Here is a 24,900-nt window from a genome sequence, read left to right as displayed (position 1 = left end):
TTTATAAGTTGATCACGCCTTTTAGCTGTGCAAAGAATTCATCTTTTTTCCTGGAAGAGATCGGGATATTCTTCTGATCACTCATCACCACTGCCGTACCTAATCCTTTTATGATCTTAACGATGTGGTGAATGTTGATGAGGAATGATTTGTGTACCCGGTAAAAACCTTTATCAGACAACATCTCTTCATATTCTTTCAGAGATTTGGAAATAAGATGTGATACATTACCGATCAGTTGAATTTTGGTATAACTGTCGAATGCCTCACAGTAAATGATATCTTTCAGATCAATTACGTTATAACCGTCGTTTACAGGTATTACTATCTTGGAGAAAGCATTGTCATTATTCTTTACATAGTCTTTCAGGATAGAAGCAAGCTCGTTGAGTCTCCCCTTCTTGCTCTTTTTCACTTTCTCTAACGCGTCTTCCACCTCACTAACCTTGATAGGTTTGAGCAGGTAATCCAATGCGGCAAATTTAATTGCCTGTAACGCATATTCCTGAAACGCAGTAATGAAAATAACTTCGAAGTTTAGCACAGGAAACATCTCCAATAACTGGAATCCATTATGTGGCGGCATCTCAATATCCAGGAACAGTACGTCTATCTGGGTATTCTTAAGCATTTCCGCCGCTTCATGTATGTTCTGCGCCTCCCCTGCTACCGTAACATCCTTACAGTAATTTTCAAGAATATTTCGCAAAATGTGGATGTTGCGAACTTCATCATCTACGATCGCAGCTTTTATATTACTCATAACATCTTAACAATGGGAATCAGAATTTCAACCAGAGTACCCTCCTTATTGCCGAAACCGAACTTAAATTTATCAATAATTTCCAACTTTCCAATATTTCCATTAAAAGATTTTATAATCTGCAACCTCTCCCGGATCACGCTCAAAGCGGTAGATTCATGCTTTATCAACCTGCTGCTTTTGATATTATTAGCACGCTCCCAACCTATTCCATCATCATCCACCGAACAATACAACATATCATTCTTCAACCCCAGCTTCACTTCCAGCCGGCCTTCCCCATTTTTAGGTGCAAGCCCGTGTTTGATCGCATTCTCTACAATTGGCTGTATGATCATTGGCGGAATATAAATGGTATAATCTTTTAATTCGTCTTCCAGGGTAAAATGATAGATGAAAACATTCGAAAAACGGATCTTTTCTAACTCAATATACCTGGTCAGGAAAGCGATTTCCTCTTCCAGAGAGAGGTAAGACTTCCTTGAATTGTTCAGCATCTGACGCATCAACGTCGCAAAATCTGCCAGGAAGTTGAGCGCCTGCTTCTCCTCTTTCTCCATAATCAGGTGTTGTACCGAGTTAAGAGAGTTAAAGATAAAGTGAGGGTTCATCTGGTTTGTCAATGCTTTTGCTTCCAGTTCTGCAATACGACGGTTGTACTCCGTTTTACGCTTCTCTGCCTGTTTGATACGCCTTACTATATACCGGAGAATAAAGAACACCAGTAATAATGACAGTAAGATCAGGATACCTCTGGCCCACCATTCCTGGTACCAGCGTGGTAGTATCGTTATCGTAATGAAGATTGGCTTGCTCCAGTCGCTTTTATACTTCCTTGCCCGGATCTGTAGTTTATACGTATCCGGTTGTAAATCGGGGAAAGGTACAATGTTAGACATGGTAGTGACCCAACCACTGGCGGTATCACTGGAAAAGTTATACTGGTACTGCACCAGCTCGGGCAGGTCGTATGCGATGGCCCCGAACTCCACTTCAAAAGAGGCTTTGCGCTGGTACAGGTGTACAAAGTAGTCTTTATCGGGCCGGAAGGTACTGTCACCGTATTTCACATTACTCAGGTAAATCACCGGTGGCACTGTATCTACCGGCATATTACTGTCACTGAAATAACTCAAACCGTTAGAGGTAGCGATATACAGCATTCCCTGCTGATAATATACTCCCCTGGTATCATCACTCATCAATCCGTCATTGGATGTGATGTTGCGGATCCTCTTTTTCGTGTTTACATCTATGACGGATACACCCTTGTTGGTAGAAACGTATAAACGGCCTATCCCATCATAATACAGTTGCTGGCAGATATCACTCACCAGTGTATCGGCAGTACTGAGGTGTTTGATCACCTGGTTATCCTTCACTACATACAATCCCTGATCGCTGGTGCCTATCCACAAATCCCCATTGATCCATTTCAGGTCTTTGATACTCTGATGCAGGGCTACATCTGTTCCGGGTATTACCATCTGCCGGGTACTGTCGGTACCGTAAAGTAATCCGGCATTGGTGCCTACGTAATAAGCAGTATCGTTGATACTAACGATGGAAGTGATGAGTGCATCCGGTATTTTAGTCGAATACTCATCTGTGATTACCTGGTCTTTTGATACTATCCGGATCTTACCGTTGCTGCCTATATCCACATCTTTCAATGTCTTTACAGCTTTTTTCAGTAGGGGCGCTTTTTGTGTGAGGGTATTAAAAACGAATAACCCGTTATCGGCGCCTATCAGCACCTCATTATCCTTATAAGGTAAGATGGAGAGGATGCTGTTGCGGCCACTGGTGCTGTCCAGGTTAAACTGGCGCACAGTATGATTGCTGTCAAGGGTATTGAGCATCCCCCCGTTTTGTCCTACCAGCAGGATACCGCTCTTCTCATCTTTAGATATACTGAAGATGGAGTGTGAGTATAATCCGTTGGTATTATCGAGGTAGTTGAAATAAAAATCTTTGTAGGGGATATTGTATACACCATCGCCAAAGGTGGTGATCCAGATATTACCGTCCCTGTCTTTCAGCAGGGAAGTGATATAGTGATTATCCAGGAGTTTTGTGAGCTTATGTTCTCCTTTAAAGAAACCCTTCAGGTAATATAAGGCACGTGCAGTGCCTATCCACAGGTTATCATTATCCAGGCAGATATTACTGATCTCATCCCGGATGCCCCAATCGGCTCCATTGAAAAAACAGATAGCATCTGTGATACTGTAAGTGTATAAAGTATTTTTTATGATGATCACAGGATCTTTATGCACTCGGGCATAAAAGGCCGGATCATTCACAGGAACCGGACTTACAGGCAGTATCTTCTGATCGGAGTTATCGATGTCTCTGAGGCTGCTGAGAGTAAAGTAAGACTGAAGCGGTTTGAAAATCTTATCATTTCTCAGGAAGTAAAAGAGCTCTGTTCTGATTTTAGCATACCCCTGATCGTATTTATATTCAGTTTTCTTATCATTGTACTGAATAACGCGATTATCTGTATTCAGGAACCAGGCGCCATGAGCACCATCTTCAAACATGTACTGCATGTACTGGCCACGGGGATCTATTGTCAGCGTAGAATCATTGGCAGGGGTATGAATGGTGTATTTCTTGTAAAAAGAGGGCAGGCCATTGAGGGTAAAAAACCATACTCTTCCTTTGAAGTCCGCATATAACTTCACTACATCATTATCTGTAAGACCGTCTTTTTTAGAGTAGTTACGAAAGCGTTTGCCATCAAATTTACTAACACCGGTAGGTGTTGCAAACCAGATAAAGCCTTCTTTGTCCTGTACGGCAGAATAAACAGTAGCGTTGGCCAGACCGTCCTTTACATTATAGTTGCGGATCATCAGTCCCTGCCCAAAGACATTGCTTACCGTGCAGGCAGCCAATATCCACCATAAGTATATGTAACGAACTCCAGGCATCTATAAAGGTAGGATTTTGTGCTGTGTTAACTTAATAAAGGGGATCAACATAAGCAACAGATAATTAAATCCTGAAAAGTAGTAAGTAGTAACCGGCACTATTTACTACAATGTAGTAAATAGTGCCGATAAATATTAGTATGCCCTGGCAAATAATACTCTTTGTACTGAAGGTTTCCCCGTCAGTATACAGGTACCATTTTCCTGCGGATTATTTAAAGGAATACAGCGGATCGTAGCTTTTGTACGGTCCTTGATCTGTTCTTCTGTTTCTGCGGTACCGTCCCAGTGTGCAGAAATGAAACCGCCTTTCTCATCCAGTAAGCGTTCGAATTCTTCAAAAGTGTCAGCAGGCGTGATATGAGAATCGCGGTAAGCTAATGCCTTATCGAACATCTGCTGCTGAATTTCTTCCAGCAGTGCGCTGATTTGTGAAGTAAGTCCGTCCAGTGATAAGCTCGTTTTCAGCTTCGTATCGCGGCGGGCTACTTCAGCCACATTGTTTTCCAGGTCTCTTGCACCGATAGCGATACGCACCGGTACACCCTTCATTTCATATTCAGCAAACTTCCATCCCGGACGCTGGTTATCGGAATCGTCGTATTTAACACGGATACCGGCCTGTTTCAGTTCAGCCACGATAGCCAGTACTTTCTCGTCGATTTTAGCTTTCTGCTCATCTCCTTTATATATAGGTACGATTACCACCTGTAAAGGGGCAATACGCGGAGGCAGTATCAGACCATCGTCATCGCTGTGTGCCATTACCAAAGCTCCTACCAGACGGGTAGATACACCCCAGGAAGTAGCCCATACGTAATCCAGCTTGTTTTCCTTGTTGGAGAACTTCACATCGAAGGCTTTGGCAAAGTTCTGACCCAGGAAGTGGGAAGTACCTGCCTGCAAAGCCTTACCATCCTGCATTAATGCTTCAATACAGTAGGTATCCACTGCACCGGCAAAACGTTCGGAAGGAGATTTTACACCTTTAATAACAGGCATCGCCATATAGTTCTCGGCAAAGTCTGCATAAATGTCCAGCATCTGCGTAGTTTCAGCAATCGCTTCGGCAGCAGTAGCATGGGCGGTATGACCTTCCTGCCACAGGAATTCTGCGGTACGAAGGAAAAGACGGGTACGCATCTCCCAGCGTACTACGTTTGCCCATTGGTTGATGAGCAGCGGCAGGTCGCGGTAAGACTGTATCCAGTCCTTATATGTATTCCAGATAATTGTTTCAGAAGTAGGGCGAACGATCAGTTCTTCTTCCAGTTTTGCTTCAGGATCTACTACTACACCACCAGTTACCGGATCATTTTTCAGACGGTAATGGGTTACAACAGCACACTCCTTGGCAAACCCTTCAACATGGGCGGCCTCTTTACTTAAAAAGCTCTTGGGGATGAATAAGGGGAAATAGGCGTTCTGGTGTCCGGTGTCCTTAAATTTCTTATCAAGTACATCGCGCATACCTTCCCAAAGGGCATAACCATATGGTTTGATCACCATACAGCCTCTTACTGCAGAATAATCTGCCAGACTTCCCTTCAGTACCAGGTCGTTATACCATTTCGAATAATCTTCCGAGCGGGCCGTAATCTCTTTACTCATTGTCTATTTTATTGCTATAATTTTGGCTTAATATTTGCGTTATTTATATTACCAAAAGGTAAAATGCCACAAACCTACATGAAAATCAGAAACGTTCAAATAATAAAGTGAAATATTATGAGTGGTCACATGTTATTGTAGCAATTAACCTTTCTTTACGTTAAAATAATGTAAATTTACTATAGAATTCAGGCTTAAAATTCCGAACATGAAATCAGCTCCTTACCTTGCCGCGTTAACGCTGCTCATCCTAAGCAGTTGTTCCTCAGCATATAAAACGACTCAAACACCGGATGATGTGTATTACTCTCCGAGAGTTCAGCGTACCTATGCTTCTGAAAACAATAATCAAAATAACAATAACAACGTTGCTGCTACTGATGCAAATGATCAGGGTGACGGTACGTACGTTACTTATGATGATGAAGATCAGGGTGATTATGCACGCCGCATAGATCGTTTTAACAATAGCTCCTACAATGGCAGCTATTACAATGATGGATATTATGGGTCTCCCAATATCTATTCAGGTATGTATGGCAGTCCATACTACAGTTCCTTTGGTTATGGTGGCTACCCTTACTACGGTAGTATGTGGGGTCCATCTCTCAGCATTGGTTTAGGCTTTGGTTATGGCTGGGGCTACGGTTCTGGCTGGGGTCTGGGCTATGGCTATTACCCATGGAGCTACTACGGTTATAATCCTTACTACATAGGAGGATACTACGGTGGTGGTTATTATGGTGGTGGCTACTACGGACATGGTGCTTACGACTACGCTCCATTAAGAGGACGTCGCTCACGTGATGGATTCAGTGGTGGTGGCGGTACTACTAATCCCGGTGGTCGTACAGGCAGCAGTACTGGTAACTACTATCCCGGTGGCCGTGTAGGTAGTTCTGATTATCGTCCTTCCAGAGTAACCGGTACCACTGATAACAGTGGTGGACGTACAGGAAGCTCCACTGGTTCTTACCAGCCAAGACGTGTATTCAATCAGTCTCCTGGTGAAAGACCATCCAGCGTTGGTGGCCGTACAAGCGAAAGCGCTCCTTCAAGAGTGTATCAGCCACAACAATCTCAGCCTTCACGTAGCTATCAACCGTCTTACACACCAAGCAGAAGCTCTGGTAGCAGCGGTGGTGGTTCATATGGTGGTGGCGGAGGCGGTGGTAGTCGTTCCGGTGGAAGATCAAGGAACTAAACACACATTACACACGATCATTGATATTCTAAATACTGTACCCTGGTCAAGGCATGGCCAGGGTATTTTTTAACCCTTAATTCTACGAACATATGTTAAGAAGAATGGTGTTATTAGCCATTGCTATGACTGGAACCTGCTATACACTACAGGCACAAACAATAGATGATGCGTTAAGATTCAGCACTAGCGCACCGGCAGGTACAGCACGCGCACAGTCCGTGGGCGGCGCACTCGGATCATTGGGTGGGGAAGTTTCCTCTATCTATGTGAACCCGGCAAGTACAGGGTTTTTCAGAACAAGTGACTTCTCCTTTACCCTGGGATTCCAGCAGGCAGATAACAAAGGCACTTACCTGGGTACAACAGGCAGTGACAGCAAAGGCAACCTGAATATCAGCAATGCTACACTGATCTTTGGTGGTAAAAGAAAGAAACCAGGAAGCAAGTGGGAAAACTTCAGCTTCGCACTGGGCTTCAACCGTACCGCTAACTATAACGAAAGAGTATATTACACAGGTACCAACTCAAACTCTTCCCTGTCTCTGAACTATTACCTGCAGGCAGATGCAGCAGGTATTACCTCTCCCGATGCACAGCTGGGAGGAGATCAGACCATCGGTTCACTGGCGCATGGCGCTGTACTGGCCTATCAGACTTACCTGATCGACTACGTACAGAACACCGGAGAAACTGCAAAGTTTTACTCTGCGGCTGAAGCTACTGACAACAGTGTGAAAGTAAGACAGGAAAACATGCTGAATACCGGTGGTTCTGCCAATGATATCTCCTTCGACTTTGGCGCTAATTATAACAATATGCTGTACCTGGGTGGTAGCGTCAATATCCCCACCGTACACTACACCCGTGATAAGACCTGGAGAGAGACCAATGTCAATACGGTGGCTGCTAACCTGAATGATTTCTCCGTTACAGAACACCTTACTACAGATGGTAATGGTATCAATGTAAAACTGGGTGCTATTGTTAAGCCTGTTAAACCTTTGAGCCTGGGTGTAGCATTCCACTCCCCTTCCTGGATCTGGTTTACAGATAACTACCAGACAGACATGACAACCAATACCAAAACACAGGGCTCTGTGAGCTTCTCCTCCATAGATACTAACAACGGAGATCAGGACCAGTCTAAATACATGGTGAGAACACCCTGGAAAGGAGTACTGAGCGCCACTTACCTGTTCAGCCCTTCTGCTGATACACGTAAGCCTACCGGCTTCCTGACCTTCGACTATGAATATACCGATTACGCATCTATGAAAATGCGCTTCAACAATGATCCGGTATATGACAAACAGGATAATGATCTCCGCAACAATGCTATTAAAAGCACTTACCAGGCTGCTTCCAATATCCGCGTGGGTGGAGAACTGAAACTGCATGTAATCGCTTTAAGACTCGGTTATGCTTTATATGGCAATCCTTATAAAAACAGTTCTCTGGATGCTACCCGTCATTACTATACCGGTGGTATCGGTTACCGTAACAGAGGCTTTTATGCAGATTTAGGTCTTGTACTGGGAGAAACCAAACGCCAGGAAATAGCTTACGCGATAGAACCAAATACCCAGGGTTATTTAACCCCTGCTCCTGCTACTATCAAAGGAAATACAACAAATGTACTGGCCACTTTCGGCTGGAAATTCTAAGATATTATATCATGTTTACAGAGGGGCTCCGGTTGGAGCCCCTTTTTTTTACCCCATACCTTCAGATTTTTTTAATTACTTTTATAATGTTATATATATAATTTATCTCCATCTATGAATGTATCGTCCTTACACCTATCCATCAGGTATTCCCTGTGCCTGTTTATCATGCTTGTCTGCGTAGACGTCCCGCTGTTAAAGGCCCAGCAAAAAGAGGATGACAACATAGAACTCTACAATAGCGAAGAAACCTATGAATATCAATATAATAGCAAACAGAAACAGGTTACGGTAGACCAACTGATAGAAAAAACCTTTATCTGTAATGCCTTCCGCTCCTCTATCCCTTTTGGTGAAACATATAACAACCAGGAAGAAATACTGGATGTAAACATAGAAGTAGACGGGAAAAGGGCCAGAGACATCAGACCTACCTATGATTACCTGAACATCAACAGTTACTTTTATACTGATGCCAGGATGTGTTACTTCGAACTCCCCTTTGTACAAAAAGGATCTAAGAGTAAAGTGACCATCGAAAAAGAGATCAAAGATCCACGGTATTTATCCACTGTTTTTTTCACGGATAACTATCCTACAAGGACGAAAAAGATTACTGTGATAGTACCCCGCTGGATGCAGGCAGATATACATCCTTACAATTTCGAAGGACAAAACATCTCTGTTCAGAAAACATTCGACAGTAAAAAGAACGCTGATATATACACCTATACTGCCACTAACATGCCGGCCATGAAGAAAACAGTCATGAGCCCCGGCCCCACCTGGTTATGGCCGCATATCATGATCTGCAGTAAAACGGCTGATTACGAAGGCAACAAATCTGCGTACTTCGCCACTACGGCCGACCTCTATAAATGGTATCATAGTCTTACCCTGCAGTTACACAGCGATACAGTGGCTTTAGATGAACGTGCAAAAAAGATCACGGAAGGTATCACCGACAAATGGGAACAGCTGAAAGCCATCTTTTACTGGGTGGAAGATAACGTGCGTTATATCGCTTTTGAAGATGGTATAGCGGGTTTTAAACCGGATGAAGCCCATGAGGTAATGCGTAAGAAATATGGCGATTGTAAGGGGATGGCCAACCTCACCAAAGCATTGCTGCAACGCTGCGGTTTTGATGCCAGGCTTTGCTGGATAGGCACCAACCATATCATGTACGACTACAGCATCCCTTCTCTTAGTGTAGACAACCACATGATCTGCGCTGTGAATTATAAAGGCAAATGGTGGTTCCTGGACGCTACCGAAGAATACATGCAGCCCGGCGTTTATGCAGAAAGAATACAGGGCAGACAGGTTATGATAGAGAATGGCGATAATTACCTGCTGGAACATATCCCCGGTACCAAGCCAGAACAAAACAGCCGTCTCTTTAAAGAAGAACTGTACGTAGATGGCAATAACATGGCTGGTAAGATCCTGTACAAATACGAAGGTGAAAGCAAAACAGATATCCTCAGCAGTATCAATAGCGTTAAAAAAGACCGCTTACAAACTGCCCTGGAGAACTATATCACCAACAGTAACATGCACTACAAGATCTCCAACATGAAGACCACCAGCCTGGAACAACGTGATGGTAATCTGGAAGTGAACTTCGACCTCGTTTACCAGGATGCGGTATCTTCTTTTGGGTCTGAAATGTATATCGATATCGACTATAACAAAGAATTCAACAACGCAGTCATAGATACGGTTAAAAGGAAAATAGATTTACGGTTTGATTGTAAGGATAACTTCATCACAGAAACAGATCTGCTGATGCCGGCAGGTTATAAAGCAGGTGCATTACCGGAAAACCTGCACATCGTACATCCTAAATTCACCATTGATATCACCTATGCTGTAAAGGATAACAAGATCTATTACCGTAAAAAAATAACGATCCTCAATACCTATCTGCAAAGATCCGACTTCCTGGAATGGAACAAAGCGATTGCTTCTCTTTCCAAAAAATATTTAGAACAAATTACCCTCGTTAAACTATAAACCTATACGAACTTGAAAAAGATAACATTCATCCTGCTGTTGATCTGTACCGGCCTTACCGGTATGGCACAATCCAGACAGGAAAGAGAATACCAGGAAGATGCAGCAGAGATAAAAAAAGAGATCTGGGATGGTAAAGACGCTGCGTTCAACGTTACTACAGTACCTGAAAAATACAATAACGAGTCTGCCGTGATCATTGCCATGAAATTCTCCATGGGAGCGGATCATAGCCGTAAACAGGAACACCTGTCCACTACCATGCACGAACGTATTAAAATACAGGATAAATCAGCGCTGGAAGCATATTCTGAATTCAATATTCAGAAGCTGAAACAGAATAGCTGGTCGCGTGGTTATAAGCTGGTTTCATACATGGGTATCCGTATTATCAAACCTAATGGGCAACAACGGGATATCGATATGAAAGAAGCGGTAAATGTAAAGGATGAAGCCGGAGACAAAGAACAGAAGATAGCCATTTCCGATTTACAGGTAGGCGATATCATCGACTACTACATGCGTATCTACAAAGATAAATCTACGTTTTATGCTGCACCGGAACCCCTGGATTTCTCCATCGGTGAAAGATATCCTATCCTCGATTTTTCACTGGATGTAAGGATCTCCAAGAAAATGGGGATTTCATGGAGATACCTGAATGCAAAGGATTCCGAATTAAAAAGGAGCAAAGATGATGATGATAACAACGTATTTACCATCAATAAAAAAGATATCCCAAAAGTAACGGATGAACGCTGGTTATACGAAAAGAGGACCTTACCTACTTTACGTATTGCCTATATGAGAGATGACAACAACGATGTTGTAAACGGGATCGATGAAGAGGATATCAAAGAATATCTTACTTACAAAATCATCAGTGTGGGCGCTAATTACAGCTTTAATTACGACATCATGAAGAGAGAGTTTCCAAAAGTGGAAAGTACCTGTCTGAAAGATGAAGACCTGAAAACCCTCACCGATACACAGCTGACTGAACTTATCTATTACTATGTACGTTACAGTACGCTTTACCGTGAATACACCGCATCCAATATAGAAGTAGGACAAAACCGTAAACTCTATACGCCTAAATCGCATTTCGTAGCCAATGTAATGCGGTTCATGCTGAAAGAGTATGATATCCCCTGTGTACTGGCTGCTGCTGTACCCCGCAGTGAAGGTAAACTCAACGACGCTGTATCTTTCAATGACCTGGAATACTTCATCATTGCCTATCCGGCTGATGGTAAACCTATCTATTGTTATATGGGCAGCATGTTCTCTTATCCCGGTGAACTGCCTTCTTCCCTCGAAGGACAGGAAGCATATACCGTAGCAGTAACAGGCAGCAAGAAGGAAAAAGAAGCCTCTTTTAAAAGGATCACTTTACCTGTCAGTAAGAAAGAAGATAACGTGAGTGCGGAAACACTGGACGTTATTTTTAATCCGGCCAACCTGCAGCAGGTGAACATCGCACGTACGATCTCTGCCAAAGGCCAGTACCGTTATCAGTACATGGATATGCTGCTGTATGAAGATATGCTGAAACAGGAACGTAAACGCGTACACACCCCTACTCTGCTGAACGCTGACCTGAATGCACAGGGACCTCTGTACAAACGTTATGGAGAATATACGGAAGCATTCAGCAAGGCCCGCAAGGATATGCAGGAAATAGTAACGACGAATATCACCAACGATTACAGCATCAAACCTACTGACAGTACTACTTACGAAATCATCGAAGAAGGATTGCAGCACCGCTATCCTCCTTTTGCGATGAAACAGCAATTCAGTATGGATGGACTGGTGAAAAAAGCGGGTAATAATTACATCGTAGACTTTGGTAAACTGATTACCGGACAGATAGAATTAACTACAGAACAACGTACAAGGTCTTATGACATCAATATGTCCTATGCCCGTACAGTAGCTTACCAGGTAACCCTGAATATCCCTGAAGGATATAAAGTAGAAGGTATTGAGAACCTGAATAAATCAGTGATCAATGATGCGGGCAGTTTTGTTAGTACGACTAAACAGGAAGGAAATGCACTTGTTGTTACTGTGCGCAAATGTTATAATCATGCTTATGAGCCGGCAGCCAGCTGGCCACAGATGATCGCATTTTTAGATGCCGGTGCAGATTTTAATAAACAGAAAGTATTGCTGAAAAAGATTTAATAAACAGGGGACTTCGTTAGGAGTCCCCTATTTTGTTCATAACCCCTTCTGTATCCCTGGCATCAAACCATTGTATAGTGGGATCTTTCCTGAACCAGGTCAATTGTCTTTTTGCATACTGACGGGTATGGATAATGATTAGTTCTGTCGCCTCTTCCAGGGTAATCTTCCCATCTAAATAATCAAATATCTCTTTATAGCCTACTGTCTGTAACGCATTGTGATGACGATAAGGCAATACGGCGCGTACTTCCTCAACTAACCCTGTGGCTATCATAGCATGCACCCTGTGAGCGATATTCGCATGCAATTGTTCCTTCGGAACAGTAACTCCTATCTTGATGATATTAAAATCCCTGGTAGCTTTGTTCGCTGTTCTGAAAGTAGTGATAGACTGCCCTGTAGTATATAACACTTCCAGCGCCCGTATAAGCCGCTGGGGGTTCTGAATCTCCGCTACCGCATAAAAGGCAGGATCACGTTCCTGCACTTCCTTTTGCAGCCACTCAAGACCTTCTATGGCATATTGTTCATTGATCTTTAAACGTACATCCGCAGGTGCAGCCGGTATATCATCAATTCCTTCGCAGAAGGCCCTGATATATAAACCAGTGCCACCACACATCACGGCAACATCCCGGTTGTTAAATATCTCCGTTGCATACTGTAAGGACAGCCGCTCGAAGATACCGGCATTCACTTCTTCGTTAATGGAGTGGGAATCTATAAAATAATGAGGAACAGTCTGCAGTTCCTGCAGACTGGGTTTGGCGGTACCAATACTTATTTCTTTGTAACACTGGCGGGAGTCTGCAGAAATAACAGCAGTTTTAAAATGACTGGCTAAACGTATAGCCAGTGCTGTTTTACCCGCCGCTGTAGGACCAGCTATTATGATTACGGTCTTTCCCAATTAAAACATCTCTTCAGAATTATTCTCTTCACCACCATCATCATCAGCATCAGTGGTATCCTCTTCACCTTCTTCTCCAAAACCATCTTCACTCATACCTTCCTTGTTCAGGTCGTACTTCTCTTCCATCTCCACCAGTTTATCACCTACTAATCCCTTGGTACCGTACTGACTTGGGGCCAGGCCTTCCTTTCTTACGCAGTAAGGGTAAGTAAGCCTGGAGTTTTCGTCTTTGGACACACCGATCAGTTCTACCAGGAACACCCAGTTCTTGGCATAATCATACAGGTAAATGAACTTCTGATTAGGTGTTTTCACCGCAGCCGCAATAACAGTTTCGTTCATCATAAGGGGGTCAACCTTTCTTGGAGTATTATCCTTTTCAAGGATGATTTCCCTGCCCCGTTGCCAGTTGTCATTGCTACGGAAAAAAGTGGCCTTATGTTTATTGTCAAATTCGAATGACTGTAAAATAACTTGATGAAATTGTAAAAATGTCTGGTCCGGTTTAATGGAAATATCCCTGTACACGCTTTCATCCTCTTCCCAATAAACTCTGAATTTCAAAACAGGCATGACAATAAAGGTTTTTACTATTTGATTGTTGAAAGTGACAGGTTTGTGTGCTATATAAGAACATTAAACCTCTGACTTTAAGCTTTTAACGTTATTTAACAATACTAAATTAACATTTTTATTTAACTGGTGTCAAATCCAATGCTTGTGCTTTTTCCAGCAGGAAGGCAAATGCGGCTTCATACGTGTTTGGAATTTCGCCATCCAGTATCGCCTCACGGATGGCATTTTTCAGATCTCCCACTATTCTTGAAGGCTTTAGCCCAAAAGTTTCCATGATCATTTCTCCTGTTACGGGAGGCTGCCAGTTGCGTATCCGGTCTATCTCTTCCACTTCTTTCAGCCGCTGGCGTACCAGTTCGAAGTTTTCGAGGTAACGTTTTACTTTTACCCTGTTCTTGGATGTGATATCCGCCTCACAGAGCATCATCAGTCCTTCGATATCATCTCCTGCGTCAAATAACAGGCGGCGTATAGCAGAATCCGTGATATTCTCTTTGGTAACGCTGATAGGCCGCAGATGCAGTTCTACCAGCTTTTTCACCAGCCGCATGCTTTCGTGCTGAGGCAGCTTCATTTTAGCGAAGATCCTGGGGACCATCTTCCCTCCTACGGCATCATGCCCGTGGAAGGTCCAGCCATGGCCCTGTTCAAAGCGTTTGGTTGCAGGCTTACCGATATCATGCAGCAGTGCTGCCCAGCGTAACCAGAGGTCTTTCGTATTCCTGGCAATATTATCCACCACCTGCAGGGTGTGATAGAAATTATCCTTATGTCCTTTGCCTTCCACCATTTCCACACCTACCAGGTCTATCATCTGGGGCAGGATGATCTTTAAAAGTCCTGCTTTATAGAGCAAATCAAGTCCTACGGAAGGCACCGGAGACAACATGATCTTATTAAACTCGTCTGTGATCCTCTCCTGAGAGATGATCTTTATTCTTTCCGCATTATCCTGGATAGCAGTGAATGCCTCGTCTGTGATCGTAAACTGCAGCTGAGAGGCAAACCTGATGGCACGCATCATACGCAGCGGATCATCGATGAACGTTTGTGCCGGTTCCAGTGGCGTACGGATAATTTTAGCTTCCAGGTCTGCCAGACCGTTGAAAGGGTCAATCAGCGTACCATAATCTGTTTCATTCAGACTGATAGCCAGCGCGTTGATGGTAAAATCCCGGCGTAGCTGGTCGTCCTTTAAGGTGCCAGGCACTACTTCCGGATTACGGGAGTCGCGCCGGTAGCTTTCCTTTCTGGCGCCAACGAACTCAATTTCAAGCTCATTCCATTTTACCTGGGCAGTGCCGTAGGTTTTGAAAAAATTGACTGGTACATTATCAAAATGAGTGGCTACCTTATGTGCCAGTGCGATACCATCGCCTACACATACCACATCCATATCTTTTGTACGCCTGTTCAACAACTTATCCCGCACGAAGCCTCCTATCAGGTAGCACGGAACACCCAGTTCCTGGGCGGCTAACGCTATCTGTTCCAACACTTTCCGCTCCTGCAATGTACAGGGAATATCTATAGGCCTTTTGCTGATCATAAATGAATAAAACGGCAAAAGTAGTTTTTTTAGTTCATAACCACTAGCCTACTCTCTTATCACCTGAACGGAACCATCTTTCCCCATCTTAATAATACGGGAAGGACGGGAAGACGTTATTTCATCCTGCCGGTAGTTCACAGCATAATCTACGCCACTTTTTAAAGTAGGGTCTATATCGGCAAAAGACGCAGGGGATGCTTGTCCGCTGATATTCGCAGAGGTGGAAATAAGCGGTTTACGCAGTCTTTTTATCAGATGACGGCAGAATGGCTCCTGCACGATCCTGATGGCTATGGAGCCGTCTTCATTGATCACATTGGGGGCCAGGCCCAGGGCACCTTCATAGATGACCGTGGTTGGGCGGTCGAAACCGGCGATAATATCTGCTATATCCGGACTGGGGCTTGCTACGTATTTCAGCAGGTCCCGCACATCAGCCAGCAGTACTACCAGGCTTTTTTGCTCCGGCCTTTGTTTAAGCGCAAAAATCCGCTTTACTGCGGTTTCGTCTGTCGCATCACAGCCTATCCCCCAGATGGTATCTGTCGGGTACAGGATCAATCCCCCGTTTCTGAGGGCTTCCAGAGAAGCTGTAATATCATTTTCGAAATCAATCATGTTCTATAAACTTTCGTATACTTTCATTACCCCTGCGGCACATTTATCCCGGGTAAATAACTGGGCATGTGCCCATCCTTTTTCTTTCATATCTGCCACCTTCGAAGGGTTCTCCAGTATCTCCTTCATTGCTTCTGCAATTGATTGCGGATGCAGCGGATCGATATAAACAGCCGCATTTCCGGCTGTTTCCAGGAAACATGACCCTTCAGAGGTAATCACTGGTGTACGGCTCCATAAAGCCTCTAAAATGGGAATACCAAAGCCTTCAAAAATAGATGGATAGATCAGCGCTTTAGCTCCCTGGTACAGCGCGGGTAAATCCCCGTAAGCAAATTTAGCCTGTTCATTTAACCAGATGACCCTGTCGGACAGGTCATGGGCTGCTATAAATGCTTTTACTTTCTTCTTATATCCACTGCCATTTCCCAGCACTACCAATGGTATGTCCACCTTGCCTTTTAGCTGTAGCATTGCTTTTATGATGGACAACAGGTTTTTACGCTCTATAATAGAACCTACATAAAGAAAATATTCTTTTGGAAGATGATATTTCGTAAGCAGCTCCTGTATTACGTTTGCCGGGTGAGAGACTGCGAACATCTCATCACAGCTCTGGTAAACCACGGCTATCTTCTCTGCCGGTGTATTATAATAATTAATGAGGTCCTGTTTGGTCTGTTCGCTGATAGCAATGATCTTATCTGCATACAGACTGGCATACTTTGCTTTACGGCGGTAGGTTTGCACGTCTATCGGGTTATACTGCCCGGGATAACGTTCAAAGATCAGGTCGTGCATGGTTACAACGCTTTTCACCCCGCTTTCATGTATCCCGAAAGGAATTTCATGACTTAATCCATGATAAATGGAAATATTCTTTTTAGCCAGTTCCCCTACCACATATTTACTGCGCCAGGCGCTGCGGAACCAGCGGTGCAGTCTTTTTTCAGGCAATACCGTGTGTATGTTGGGATATGCGGCCGTAACATACATCTCTGTAAGCTTAGGCGCATATAAGTAATAATCATTTGAAGGATAATATGTAGCGAGAGAACTGATAAGGGTACGGCTATAATTTCCCAGGCCCGTATTATTCTGAAAAGCCCGCTTTGCGTCAAAGGCTATGTTCATAGTCGTGTTTAAAGGGTGGTAAAGTTAGTAAAAACAAGCTCTCTTTCGATACCTTTTCTTTTCTTATGTTTGTGACAAAATCATTTCAAGATGGAGCAAAAAGAATTAATTCTTCAAGCCTGGAGCGACCGCACCCTTTTACAGGATACTAAATATACGGATGCTGTAAAATGCGTGATCGAGGCTGTAGATAAAGGGAAGGCAAGAGTGGCACAACCCGGAGAAAATGGCTGGACAGTAAATGAATGGGTAAAACAAGCCATACTGATGTATTTCTCTATTCAGCCAATGGAGACCATCAGCCTCGGTCCCTTCGAGTTTTTCGACAAAATGAAGCTGAAATCCAATTATAAAGACCTTGGCGTACGTGTAGTCCCGCATGCAATTGCCCGTTATGGCGCATATATAGCTAAAGGAGCAATCCTGATGCCTTCTTATGTGAACATCGGCGCTTATGTGGATGAAGGCACTATGGTTGACACCTGGGCTACTGTTGGCTCCTGCGCACAGATCGGTAAACACGTTCACCTGAGTGGTGGTGTGGGTATCGGTGGAGTACTGGAACCGTTGCAAGCTGGTCCGGTTATCATTGAGGACGGCTGTTTCGTAGGTTCCCGCTGCATCGTGGTAGAAGGTGTAATTGTTGAGAAAGAAGCAGTATTAGGCGCCAACGTAGTACTGACCAAAAGTACCAAGATCATCGATGTTACTGGTCCTGAGCCGGTAGAATACAAAGGCCGTGTACCAGCCCGTAGCGTAGTAATTCCTGGTTCCTATACCAAGAAATTCCCTGCCGGTGAATACCAGGTTCCCTGTGCACTGATTATTGGTCAGCGTAAAGCCTCTACAGATCTCAAAACAAGTTTAAATGATACATTGAGAGAGTTTAATGTAGCTGTATAATATATTTTAAAGAGGTGCAGGTATCTGCACCTCTTCCCTATATTCCAAGTACTTTATTCCTGCATACCGATAACCCCTACTCCCAGGTAACAATTCTTTACACTCCAAAAATCTTCTCATGAAACAATTTTCATTGATTGTATTGTGCGCTATGACGTGCATTTTATCCGGCTGTAACAAGTATCCCGATTGTTCCCCCGCTACCCATTCCTGCCAGATTGTAAAAATAATACAGGGGTTTGCTGTTGTCGCTCCTGAAGACACTCTTACTTTTGCCTATAATAACAAAGGGAACCCTGTGAGTATTACCCGCACTTACGTAGGCACCAGCTCTCCTAATTTTTTATTCATCTACGATAAGAAAAACAGGCTGACAGACTTTTACGGTGTTTATACCAGTCCTAACCCTTATTTTGATATATGGCACCGTTATCATTATGATGCAAAAAACAGGATTATATCAGATACTACATTTGAATTCGGACTTGTTGGCCCGGGTATCCCGTTACCGGATCAAACCAATAATGGACAACTTAGGGTAAGAAATGTATCTACCTATGGATATGACCTGAAAGACAGGATTATCAAATCCACTGATACTTATGGCTTTGTTGAAAGTGATATTACCACCAGATTATATACTTATAACCGGGATGGCAACCTGGTGAAGATAGTTACAACAAGAAGCGGGGCTACTAATACGGCCAACTTTAGTTTCGATGATAAGATTAATTTACGTAGTACCCATCCTATCTGGCAATTTCTGGACAGGGATTACAGTGTAAACAATTCATTTCATGCGACTGCCTTCAATCAATATGGCCTGCCAACAGCGCTAGACTTTTCCAATAGTCATGGCTACGGGCAGTTTGCTACAATGCTTTTAACGGATCTACAAATCAGTTATAATTGCAGATAAGCTAATACGGGTAATGGTAACCATTACCCGGTAGTGCCTCAGTTCGAATGTAATGACAGCGTAGATTGCCAGATGTATTGATCATAAATACACTGCATCTGACTGTTTAGTTCTCTGATTTAGCTTTGGAATATGGGTTCAGGATTTGTTTTTCAATTTAACTTCACCTAATATTCACGTCAGATAAGGTGTATTTATTGATCAATAACATCTGGCACGAAGATTATGCAATCAAACTGAGACACTACCCATTACCCGTATGTTTTTTATTTAGAGGAAAAACATCTATTTTGTCGTCCTATGCGTATTTCCCTATCTGCCTGTTTAATTATATTTTGTTGTAGTCATTGTAAGCCTGTAAAAAGGTATGAAGGAAAGAATCCCTTACTTTTCGATGCAAGTTTATCCAAAGATATTTCCACCAAACCCAATACGAGGTTTATCTTAACAATGTCTGATCCTTTGGTTCCGGGAGCAAATAATATCTACATACCTACTATGGAAATGGCATGGCAACAACTGGATATCCTCTTACATCACAACATACGGTTAACAAATAAAACCGCTGCTGCTATCAAAGCGCTGGCTTATTCACCACTAATAATACCAGATAATATTCCAGGAAGTGAAGTAGAGGCAAGTGCAGAGAATGGAGAGGTCAACGTTAAGGCAACCATGTATGCAGAGCTTCCTTTTAAACATTCTTTTGATACGATACAGGGCTCTTTCGGGAATAAAAAGGTCAAATATTTCGGGATAACTTATTCATATGAATATCGTGATTACATCGACATTCTTTCTTATAAAGATGAGAAACATTTTATTGTTAGCATTACCCCACAGGATACATCAAAAGAGATACTATTCTGCATGGGATATAATCAATTTCATGATTTCAATAAACTTTACAAATCGGTAAATATTGATATCGCTGATGCAAAAAAGAAAGAGTCCTGGAGGACTTCATTTATGGAAAATGATGGTTTCTCTGCGCCGAAAATCAACTTCGATCTGACGCAACAATTGTCATCTGTTCAAGGACAACAGTTCAGGGCAGGAAAAGAAACTTACACTATTACCAATGCAAGCCTGCGTAATGCATTTCTTTTAACTGAAAAAGGCGCTACTGTATTCAATGAAGCTGATATGATGGCAGCATTAGACAGTATTCCCGTTAAGAGAATGATCTTCGATAGCCCTTACACCATTATCCTGCGCAAAAAAACTTCTCCACAACCTTTTGCAATGATGACTATAGCCGATACGGAACTCATGACATTATCAGCAAACACAGATCCATTTTAACTATCCAGGTATTGCTGTCTTAATGAAAGCCACATATCAAAGATACTTTTCCAGAAGCTTCCCTCCTTTAATGCTCTCGGATCAACCTTTGACATGCAGCCTTGAAAATGTTCAAGCTGTATATCTGTGAAATACGCGTTCTGAAAGCCTTCTACGCCATGTTCTGTAACAATAGACTCTTCAAAATCTCTATAGATAATTAAGAATTCAGCCAGTGTTTCAATGGAACTATTGAAATAAAATGGTGTAAAAGAATCTTTACGGTCCAGCGCTACTATCCGGTCAAAATCTTTTGTATCAATGGCAATAGGGTCCAGATCCCGGCAGCTGCCAATTACAACATACTTTTCATATTCAGGATCATTCCCTAAAGTATCATGCAATTCGTTTAATCTGCTGATACCAGAAAAAATATCATCGGAATCCTCTTTAAATGATAAGACAGGCATTACATATTTAGGGAACCCTGTTGTTGTTAGAAATGCAGTTGTAGACGGCAATAAGTTAAAGCGTTTTAGTCGCTCAGGGGATATCGGAAAAAGCGGGCTGTCCGAATGCTGCATCCAATTATTCTTAAAATCCTGTGGGGCCATATCATTCAATTAATACCCTAATATTAATGATTTATATCAAATAATAAAATATATAAGGTAATTATTTTCTTTTGGATACAATAAATTAACGGCCAGAGAGTATCTCCGGCCGTTTTTATTATCTGATCAGTAATACAGTTCCTTTTTTATTGATCACCTTTCCGTCTGAGGTGTTAATCTGGATGATATATACATATGTTCCATCCGGTGCAGGGGTTCCCTTCTGCGTTCCATCCCATCCGGTATTAATATCACTACTTGCAAATACAATTCCGCCATAACGGTTAAATATCTGCATATTAAAAGTCTTAGGCACGTTGTAGCTAACTACATGGAAAAGATCATTCACCCCATCTCCGTTAGGAGTAAAAGCAGTAGGCATCACGTAATCTCCACAGTTATCATTTACCTGTAAATTCACCTGTGCAGTAGCTTTACAGCCATTTATATCCGTACCTGTTACCGTGTAGGAAATGTTGTTATCCATCAATGCCAGCGGACCACTAACTGCTGCATTGGAAAGGCCCGTTGCAGGGCTCCATTGGTAGGAAGCAGCACCAGATGCCTGTAATGTTACATAAGTACCGCGACAGGCAGGCTTACCTGCAGTATTGATACTTACCTGCGGTAAATCATTCACGGTAACCACCACTGCTGTACGATCACTTTCACAGGCCCCATTATTCGACTGACTCACATAATACGTAGTATTACCGCTGCTCATTGTTAGCGGCTGTGGCGCTTCAGTACTACCTACACCACCGGCATCTGTAGTATACCACAGTAAATCATTCCCTGTAGCCGTCAGCGCTATCGCCGGATCATTCAGACAGTAAGTGGCTCCTGTTGCATCAGGCGCTGGCAATTGCGCTTCTACTGTAACACTAATGGCTGTCTGCTGGCTTTCACAGCCGGATACTGTCTGGCTTACGCCGTAATTCTCCGTACCAGCCGTAGCTGTAGAAGGCGTTGGCGCAGCAGGTAATAAAGTTGCACCTGTATACCATTGCAGGTTAGTACCGGTAGCATCCAGTGTTGCGGCAGGCACACCTACACAGTAAGTAAGTGTTGTATTGGTAGTAGTGGGTGCGGCGGGTTTGTTGTTTACAGTAACAGTAATGACAGTACGATCACTTTCACAACCGTTCAACGTCTGACTGATATAATAATCCTGGGAACCGGTTGTAGTGGTGGATGGTGTTGGGATGGTACTCTTACCCGTTCCACCTGTAGCAGCTGTATACCATAACAGGGAAGCCCCGGTAATATCTAAAGGTGTTGCCGCAGCTCCCTGACAATAGACAGGTGCAGGATCTGTAGTTACCGGTGCATCTGTTTTTGTCACTTTCACTTCTACGGTAGCAATACCACTTTCGCAACCAGCCTTCTGACTTACATAAAAATATTGAGAACCGGCAGTAGCAGTTGATATTACAGGCGTAGCAGGTAATACGGTTCCACCAGTAGCTGCACTATACCAAATCAGCGTATTTGTAGGGGCAGCCTTTGTAATACTCAGATCTAAATCTGCAGGCGTTGCATTCATACAGTAAGACAATCCCGGATCTAATGGTGTTGAAGGGGCAGCTGCCACTACTACTGTAATTTGGGTCTTAGGGCTTTCACAACCGGTACCCACAGACTGCGACACATAATAAATGCTGGTGGCGGCAGCAGTCGTAGATGGTGTTGGCGCGCCTGTTAAAGCATTATTGGATGCATCGTACCAGTTGAGTGTACCTGTAGGTGAAATCACTAAGGCTGACAAATCATCCGTTACAGTAGCGCCCTCGCAATAGTTAAGGGTGGGTGTAGAAACTGTTGGTGCAGCAAATGTTGTTTTCGTTGATTCGTAAATCCCCAAATCTTCACTCCCCCCCTGTAAACGAGGGTTTCCATCAAAATCAGTATTCCATGGTGCGCCATAATAAGCATAACCAGCATAGTCAATAACAGGTGAACAGGGTGAAACATGAAAATTACCTGCAGGCGCATCCACAAACAGGGGATCAACATTCGTATTACCACTGCTGGCTGTAGCCATATACATATCACAGGTATTATAGGTAACACCTCCGCTACTAATGAAACTATTATCCGGATAGGGCGTGGGATTCCAGAAGATCGAATAAGAACACCAGATCCTGTTTACTGCTGCACCATTCAGCAACACACTATTTATCAGAGGTAGTGGATTATTATAAAATACACAGTTTGTTACATTAACCCTTACAGCATTGGGGTTGGTATCAACATAGGTTGATATAGCAGATCCTCCCCCATTGATAGTTTTGTTATTGATAAAGACACTGTTCAACAGGTCGGTATATACCACATCTCCATTCACTGATACCGTAGCATATGCCCCCCCGTCTACCACTGCAGTATTATCTTTGAATACACAGTTAAATGCGGTAGCAAAAGCGATAGTACCTGTGGTTGAGTAGCTTGCATAAGCTCCTCCATATACTGCAAAGTTGTTGATAAAGGTACAGTTCAGTACCTGAGCATACGCATATGTATAGAAACTAACTACTGTGGAGTACAGCTCAATACCTCCCCCCTGATTATACTCTGAAGGTGTTGTAGAACCGGGATATCCATAGTTGGCATTACCATCACGGATGGTAAAACCATCAAAGGTACTGCTTCCGTTAGCACCTGCATTAAAACGTACCACACTGTAAGAGTTGTCGCTGGCATCTCCTTTTACACCGATATCTCCGCTCAGGATGGTGGGGTGATTCCTGAAGTCGCGCTGGGTCAGCAGGGTCTCATTTCCTACGAAACCGCCATACACATGAACGTACATCGGTAGTACATTAAACGCGATGGTCCTGTCGGTCCCCGTTGTTGGGTAATAGGTCCCCTGGGCTACCCAGATATCAGCTCCAGAGGGAGCCGCCGCAAAAGCGGCATTTAAATCGTTATAGGCGGTTGCCCAGGAGGTCCCTGCACCTGGAGTGGGATTATTTACATTAACATAAACAGCGGCAAAACAGACATTAATTTGTAACAATAAGAGGATATTAAAGACCGCTCGAACAAAGTATCTGGGCATATAATAGCATCGATTTTTTGTGAGTATTTCAATAGAATACGCTGGCTTTTTCAGGTTTAAATACGCAGCTATAGTGCCCAAAAATATGGGCAAAAATGTAAATACAGCAAGTAGAGGAGGGTTGTGTATCTGTAAAACCGATTACATTGATTATCAATCAAAAGTATCTGACAAAGCTCTGATTAGGGATATAAATTATATACAAAGCCTCTACAAAGTATAATAAAACATGCTTCCAGAGAGATACTTCACATATATTTTGTAGACGTATTGTATACGCCTTTTTTGTATTTAGCAGGAAATTACTTAAGTTAAGGTCTTATTTAACAATATCACTATGCGTTTTCAACTCAGACACTGTCTCCTGCTTTTTATTGGCTTGCCAGCCTTTGCCCAGACACCTAAGACCGAGCTGCATTTCACCAGCAGCAAGCAGCAAAAGATCACGGTGTATAAGGGGACTATCTTCGTGAATGGCAACCGGGCCTTCCAGTTCGCCGCAGACAATATCAATTACGCCACCAGACGTAATCGCCTGGTAGAAGACAATGGTAATGTATTCCTGTTCCTGGAGATAAAAGGAAGTCCTAAAAAAGACAGATTGTATGTTTTCGGCATCAATAACTCAAAAGCGGATTCACTGTTAGATGCCATCAGTTCTGATGTCAAGGACATGGACCATGATGGTAATCTGGAGTTTGGTGGTAGTGAACTGCCAACAACCTATCCATCGAATGATTCGATATACTATAACCCTTCGAAATTCTATGAGATCAATAAGGGCAGGCTTATTTTCGATGCGGAGTACACCCAGAAAATAGATAAAAAAGCGAATGGCGTTTATCTGTCTGATCCATTGGATAAAAACGGCAATTGCTGCAAGGTAATTCCTAAACCAAAAGGTCATTTATAATAAAAAAAGCCCCTGGG

18 protein-coding genes are annotated in these 24,900 nt (G+C 43.1%); 8 read left to right on the top strand and 10 right to left on the bottom strand.

All coding sequences use genetic code 11. The annotated features are described in order from the left end of the window. Position 1: 1 nt before the first annotated feature. The 3 genes from BMW86_RS21195 to proS form a co-directional block, all read right to left on the bottom strand. Positions 2-763 (bottom strand): LytR/AlgR family response regulator transcription factor, encoded by a 762-nt coding sequence (locus tag BMW86_RS21195; RefSeq protein ID WP_089783951.1) that lies wholly within the window; start codon positions 761-763, stop codon positions 2-4. Further along, complete coding sequence (locus BMW86_RS21190; protein WP_089783950.1) at positions 760-3,702, bottom strand: sensor histidine kinase; 2,943 nt, start codon at positions 3,700-3,702, stop codon at positions 760-762. Before BMW86_RS21190 ends, BMW86_RS21195 begins: the two co-directional genes overlap by 4 nt. Positions 3,703-3,837: 135 nt before the next feature. Beyond that, entirely contained in the window at positions 3,838-5,313 is a 1,476-nt protein-coding gene (proS, locus tag BMW86_RS21185; RefSeq protein ID WP_089783949.1) for a proline--tRNA ligase, read from the bottom strand. Between the two features lie 208 nt (positions 5,314-5,521). Between proS and BMW86_RS21180 the strand changes: the two genes are divergently transcribed. The 4 genes from BMW86_RS21180 (at position 5,522) to BMW86_RS21165 (ending at position 12,393) form a co-directional block, all read left to right on the top strand. Further along, on the top strand, positions 5,522-6,517 hold the full coding sequence (locus BMW86_RS21180; RefSeq protein WP_089783948.1) for a hypothetical protein: 996 nt from the start codon (positions 5,522-5,524) through the stop codon (positions 6,515-6,517). A gap of 92 nt (positions 6,518-6,609) precedes the next feature. After that, positions 6,610-8,184 carry an OmpP1/FadL family transporter gene (locus tag BMW86_RS21175; RefSeq protein WP_143056647.1) on the top strand — a complete coding sequence of 525 codons (1,575 nt, stop codon included), beginning with the start codon at positions 6,610-6,612 and terminating at the stop codon, positions 8,182-8,184. Between the two features lie 114 nt (positions 8,185-8,298). After that, positions 8,299-10,203: a transglutaminase domain-containing protein gene (locus tag BMW86_RS21170; protein WP_089783946.1), complete on the top strand. Its 1,905-nt coding sequence runs from the start codon at positions 8,299-8,301 to the stop codon at positions 10,201-10,203. A 12-nt stretch (positions 10,204-10,215) separates the two neighbouring features. Beyond that, the gene (locus tag BMW86_RS21165; protein WP_089783945.1) at positions 10,216-12,393 is read left to right on the top strand and encodes a DUF3857 domain-containing protein; all 2,178 of its coding nucleotides are present in this window, start codon (positions 10,216-10,218) and stop codon (positions 12,391-12,393) included. A gap of 16 nt (positions 12,394-12,409) precedes the next feature. Here BMW86_RS21165 and miaA read toward each other — a convergent pair whose 3' ends face one another. The 5 genes from miaA to BMW86_RS21140 all read right to left on the bottom strand — a co-directional run bounded on the left by miaA (position 12,410) and on the right by BMW86_RS21140 (position 17,189). Then, entirely contained in the window at positions 12,410-13,306 is an 897-nt protein-coding gene (miaA, locus tag BMW86_RS21160) for a tRNA (adenosine(37)-N6)-dimethylallyltransferase MiaA (RefSeq protein WP_089783944.1), read from the bottom strand. After that, complete coding sequence (locus BMW86_RS21155) at positions 13,307-13,882, bottom strand: IS1096 element passenger TnpR family protein (protein WP_089783943.1); 576 nt, start codon at positions 13,880-13,882, stop codon at positions 13,307-13,309. It lies immediately after the preceding gene. Between the two features lie 118 nt (positions 13,883-14,000). Next, the gene (locus BMW86_RS21150) at positions 14,001-15,434 is read right to left on the bottom strand and encodes a CCA tRNA nucleotidyltransferase (protein WP_089783942.1); all 1,434 of its coding nucleotides are present in this window, start codon (positions 15,432-15,434) and stop codon (positions 14,001-14,003) included. A 48-nt stretch (positions 15,435-15,482) separates the two neighbouring features. Beyond that, positions 15,483-16,055, bottom strand: a complete 573-nt coding sequence (locus BMW86_RS21145) for an L-threonylcarbamoyladenylate synthase (RefSeq protein WP_089783941.1) — start codon at positions 16,053-16,055, stop codon at positions 15,483-15,485. 3 nt (positions 16,056-16,058) lie between these two features. Continuing rightward, on the bottom strand, positions 16,059-17,189 hold the full coding sequence (locus tag BMW86_RS21140) for a glycosyltransferase family 4 protein (RefSeq protein WP_089783940.1): 1,131 nt from the start codon (positions 17,187-17,189) through the stop codon (positions 16,059-16,061). A gap of 90 nt (positions 17,190-17,279) precedes the next feature. On the opposite strand from BMW86_RS21140, the gene BMW86_RS21135 reads away from it, so the two are divergent. The 3 genes from BMW86_RS21135 (at position 17,280) to BMW86_RS21125 (ending at position 20,316) form a co-directional block, all read left to right on the top strand. Beyond that, positions 17,280-18,092, top strand: a complete 813-nt coding sequence (locus BMW86_RS21135; RefSeq protein WP_089783939.1) for a 2,3,4,5-tetrahydropyridine-2,6-dicarboxylate N-succinyltransferase — start codon at positions 17,280-17,282, stop codon at positions 18,090-18,092. Positions 18,093-18,210: 118 nt separating this feature from the next. Continuing rightward, positions 18,211-19,011, top strand: coding sequence for a hypothetical protein (locus BMW86_RS21130; RefSeq protein ID WP_143056646.1), 801 nt, complete (start codon positions 18,211-18,213; stop codon positions 19,009-19,011). Between the two features lie 450 nt (positions 19,012-19,461). After that, a complete protein-coding gene (locus BMW86_RS21125) occupies positions 19,462-20,316 on the top strand; it encodes a hypothetical protein (RefSeq protein ID WP_089783937.1) in 855 nt (284 codons plus the stop codon). Here BMW86_RS21125 and BMW86_RS21120 read toward each other — a convergent pair. Both BMW86_RS21120 and BMW86_RS21115 read right to left on the bottom strand, forming a co-directional pair. After that, the gene (locus tag BMW86_RS21120) at positions 20,313-20,909 is read right to left on the bottom strand and encodes an SUKH-4 family immunity protein (protein ID WP_089783936.1); all 597 of its coding nucleotides are present in this window, start codon (positions 20,907-20,909) and stop codon (positions 20,313-20,315) included. The genes BMW86_RS21125 and BMW86_RS21120 overlap by 4 nt on opposite strands. A gap of 118 nt (positions 20,910-21,027) precedes the next feature. After that, entirely contained in the window at positions 21,028-23,970 is a 2,943-nt protein-coding gene (locus BMW86_RS21115) for an Ig-like domain-containing protein (RefSeq protein WP_089783935.1), read from the bottom strand. Positions 23,971-24,307: 337 nt separating this feature from the next. Here BMW86_RS21115 and BMW86_RS21110 point away from each other — a divergent pair, with 337 nt between their 5' ends. Further along, on the top strand, positions 24,308-24,883 hold the full coding sequence (locus BMW86_RS21110) for a hypothetical protein (RefSeq protein ID WP_089783934.1): 576 nt from the start codon (positions 24,308-24,310) through the stop codon (positions 24,881-24,883). Positions 24,884-24,900: the final 17 nt, after the last annotated feature.

This window comes from Chitinophaga sp. YR573, from assembly GCF_900110995.1.
Lineage (GTDB): Bacteria > Bacteroidota > Bacteroidia > Chitinophagales > Chitinophagaceae > Chitinophaga.
The sequence above is the reverse complement of the archived record's forward strand: the minus strand, read 5'-3'. Positions and strand labels throughout refer to the sequence as shown.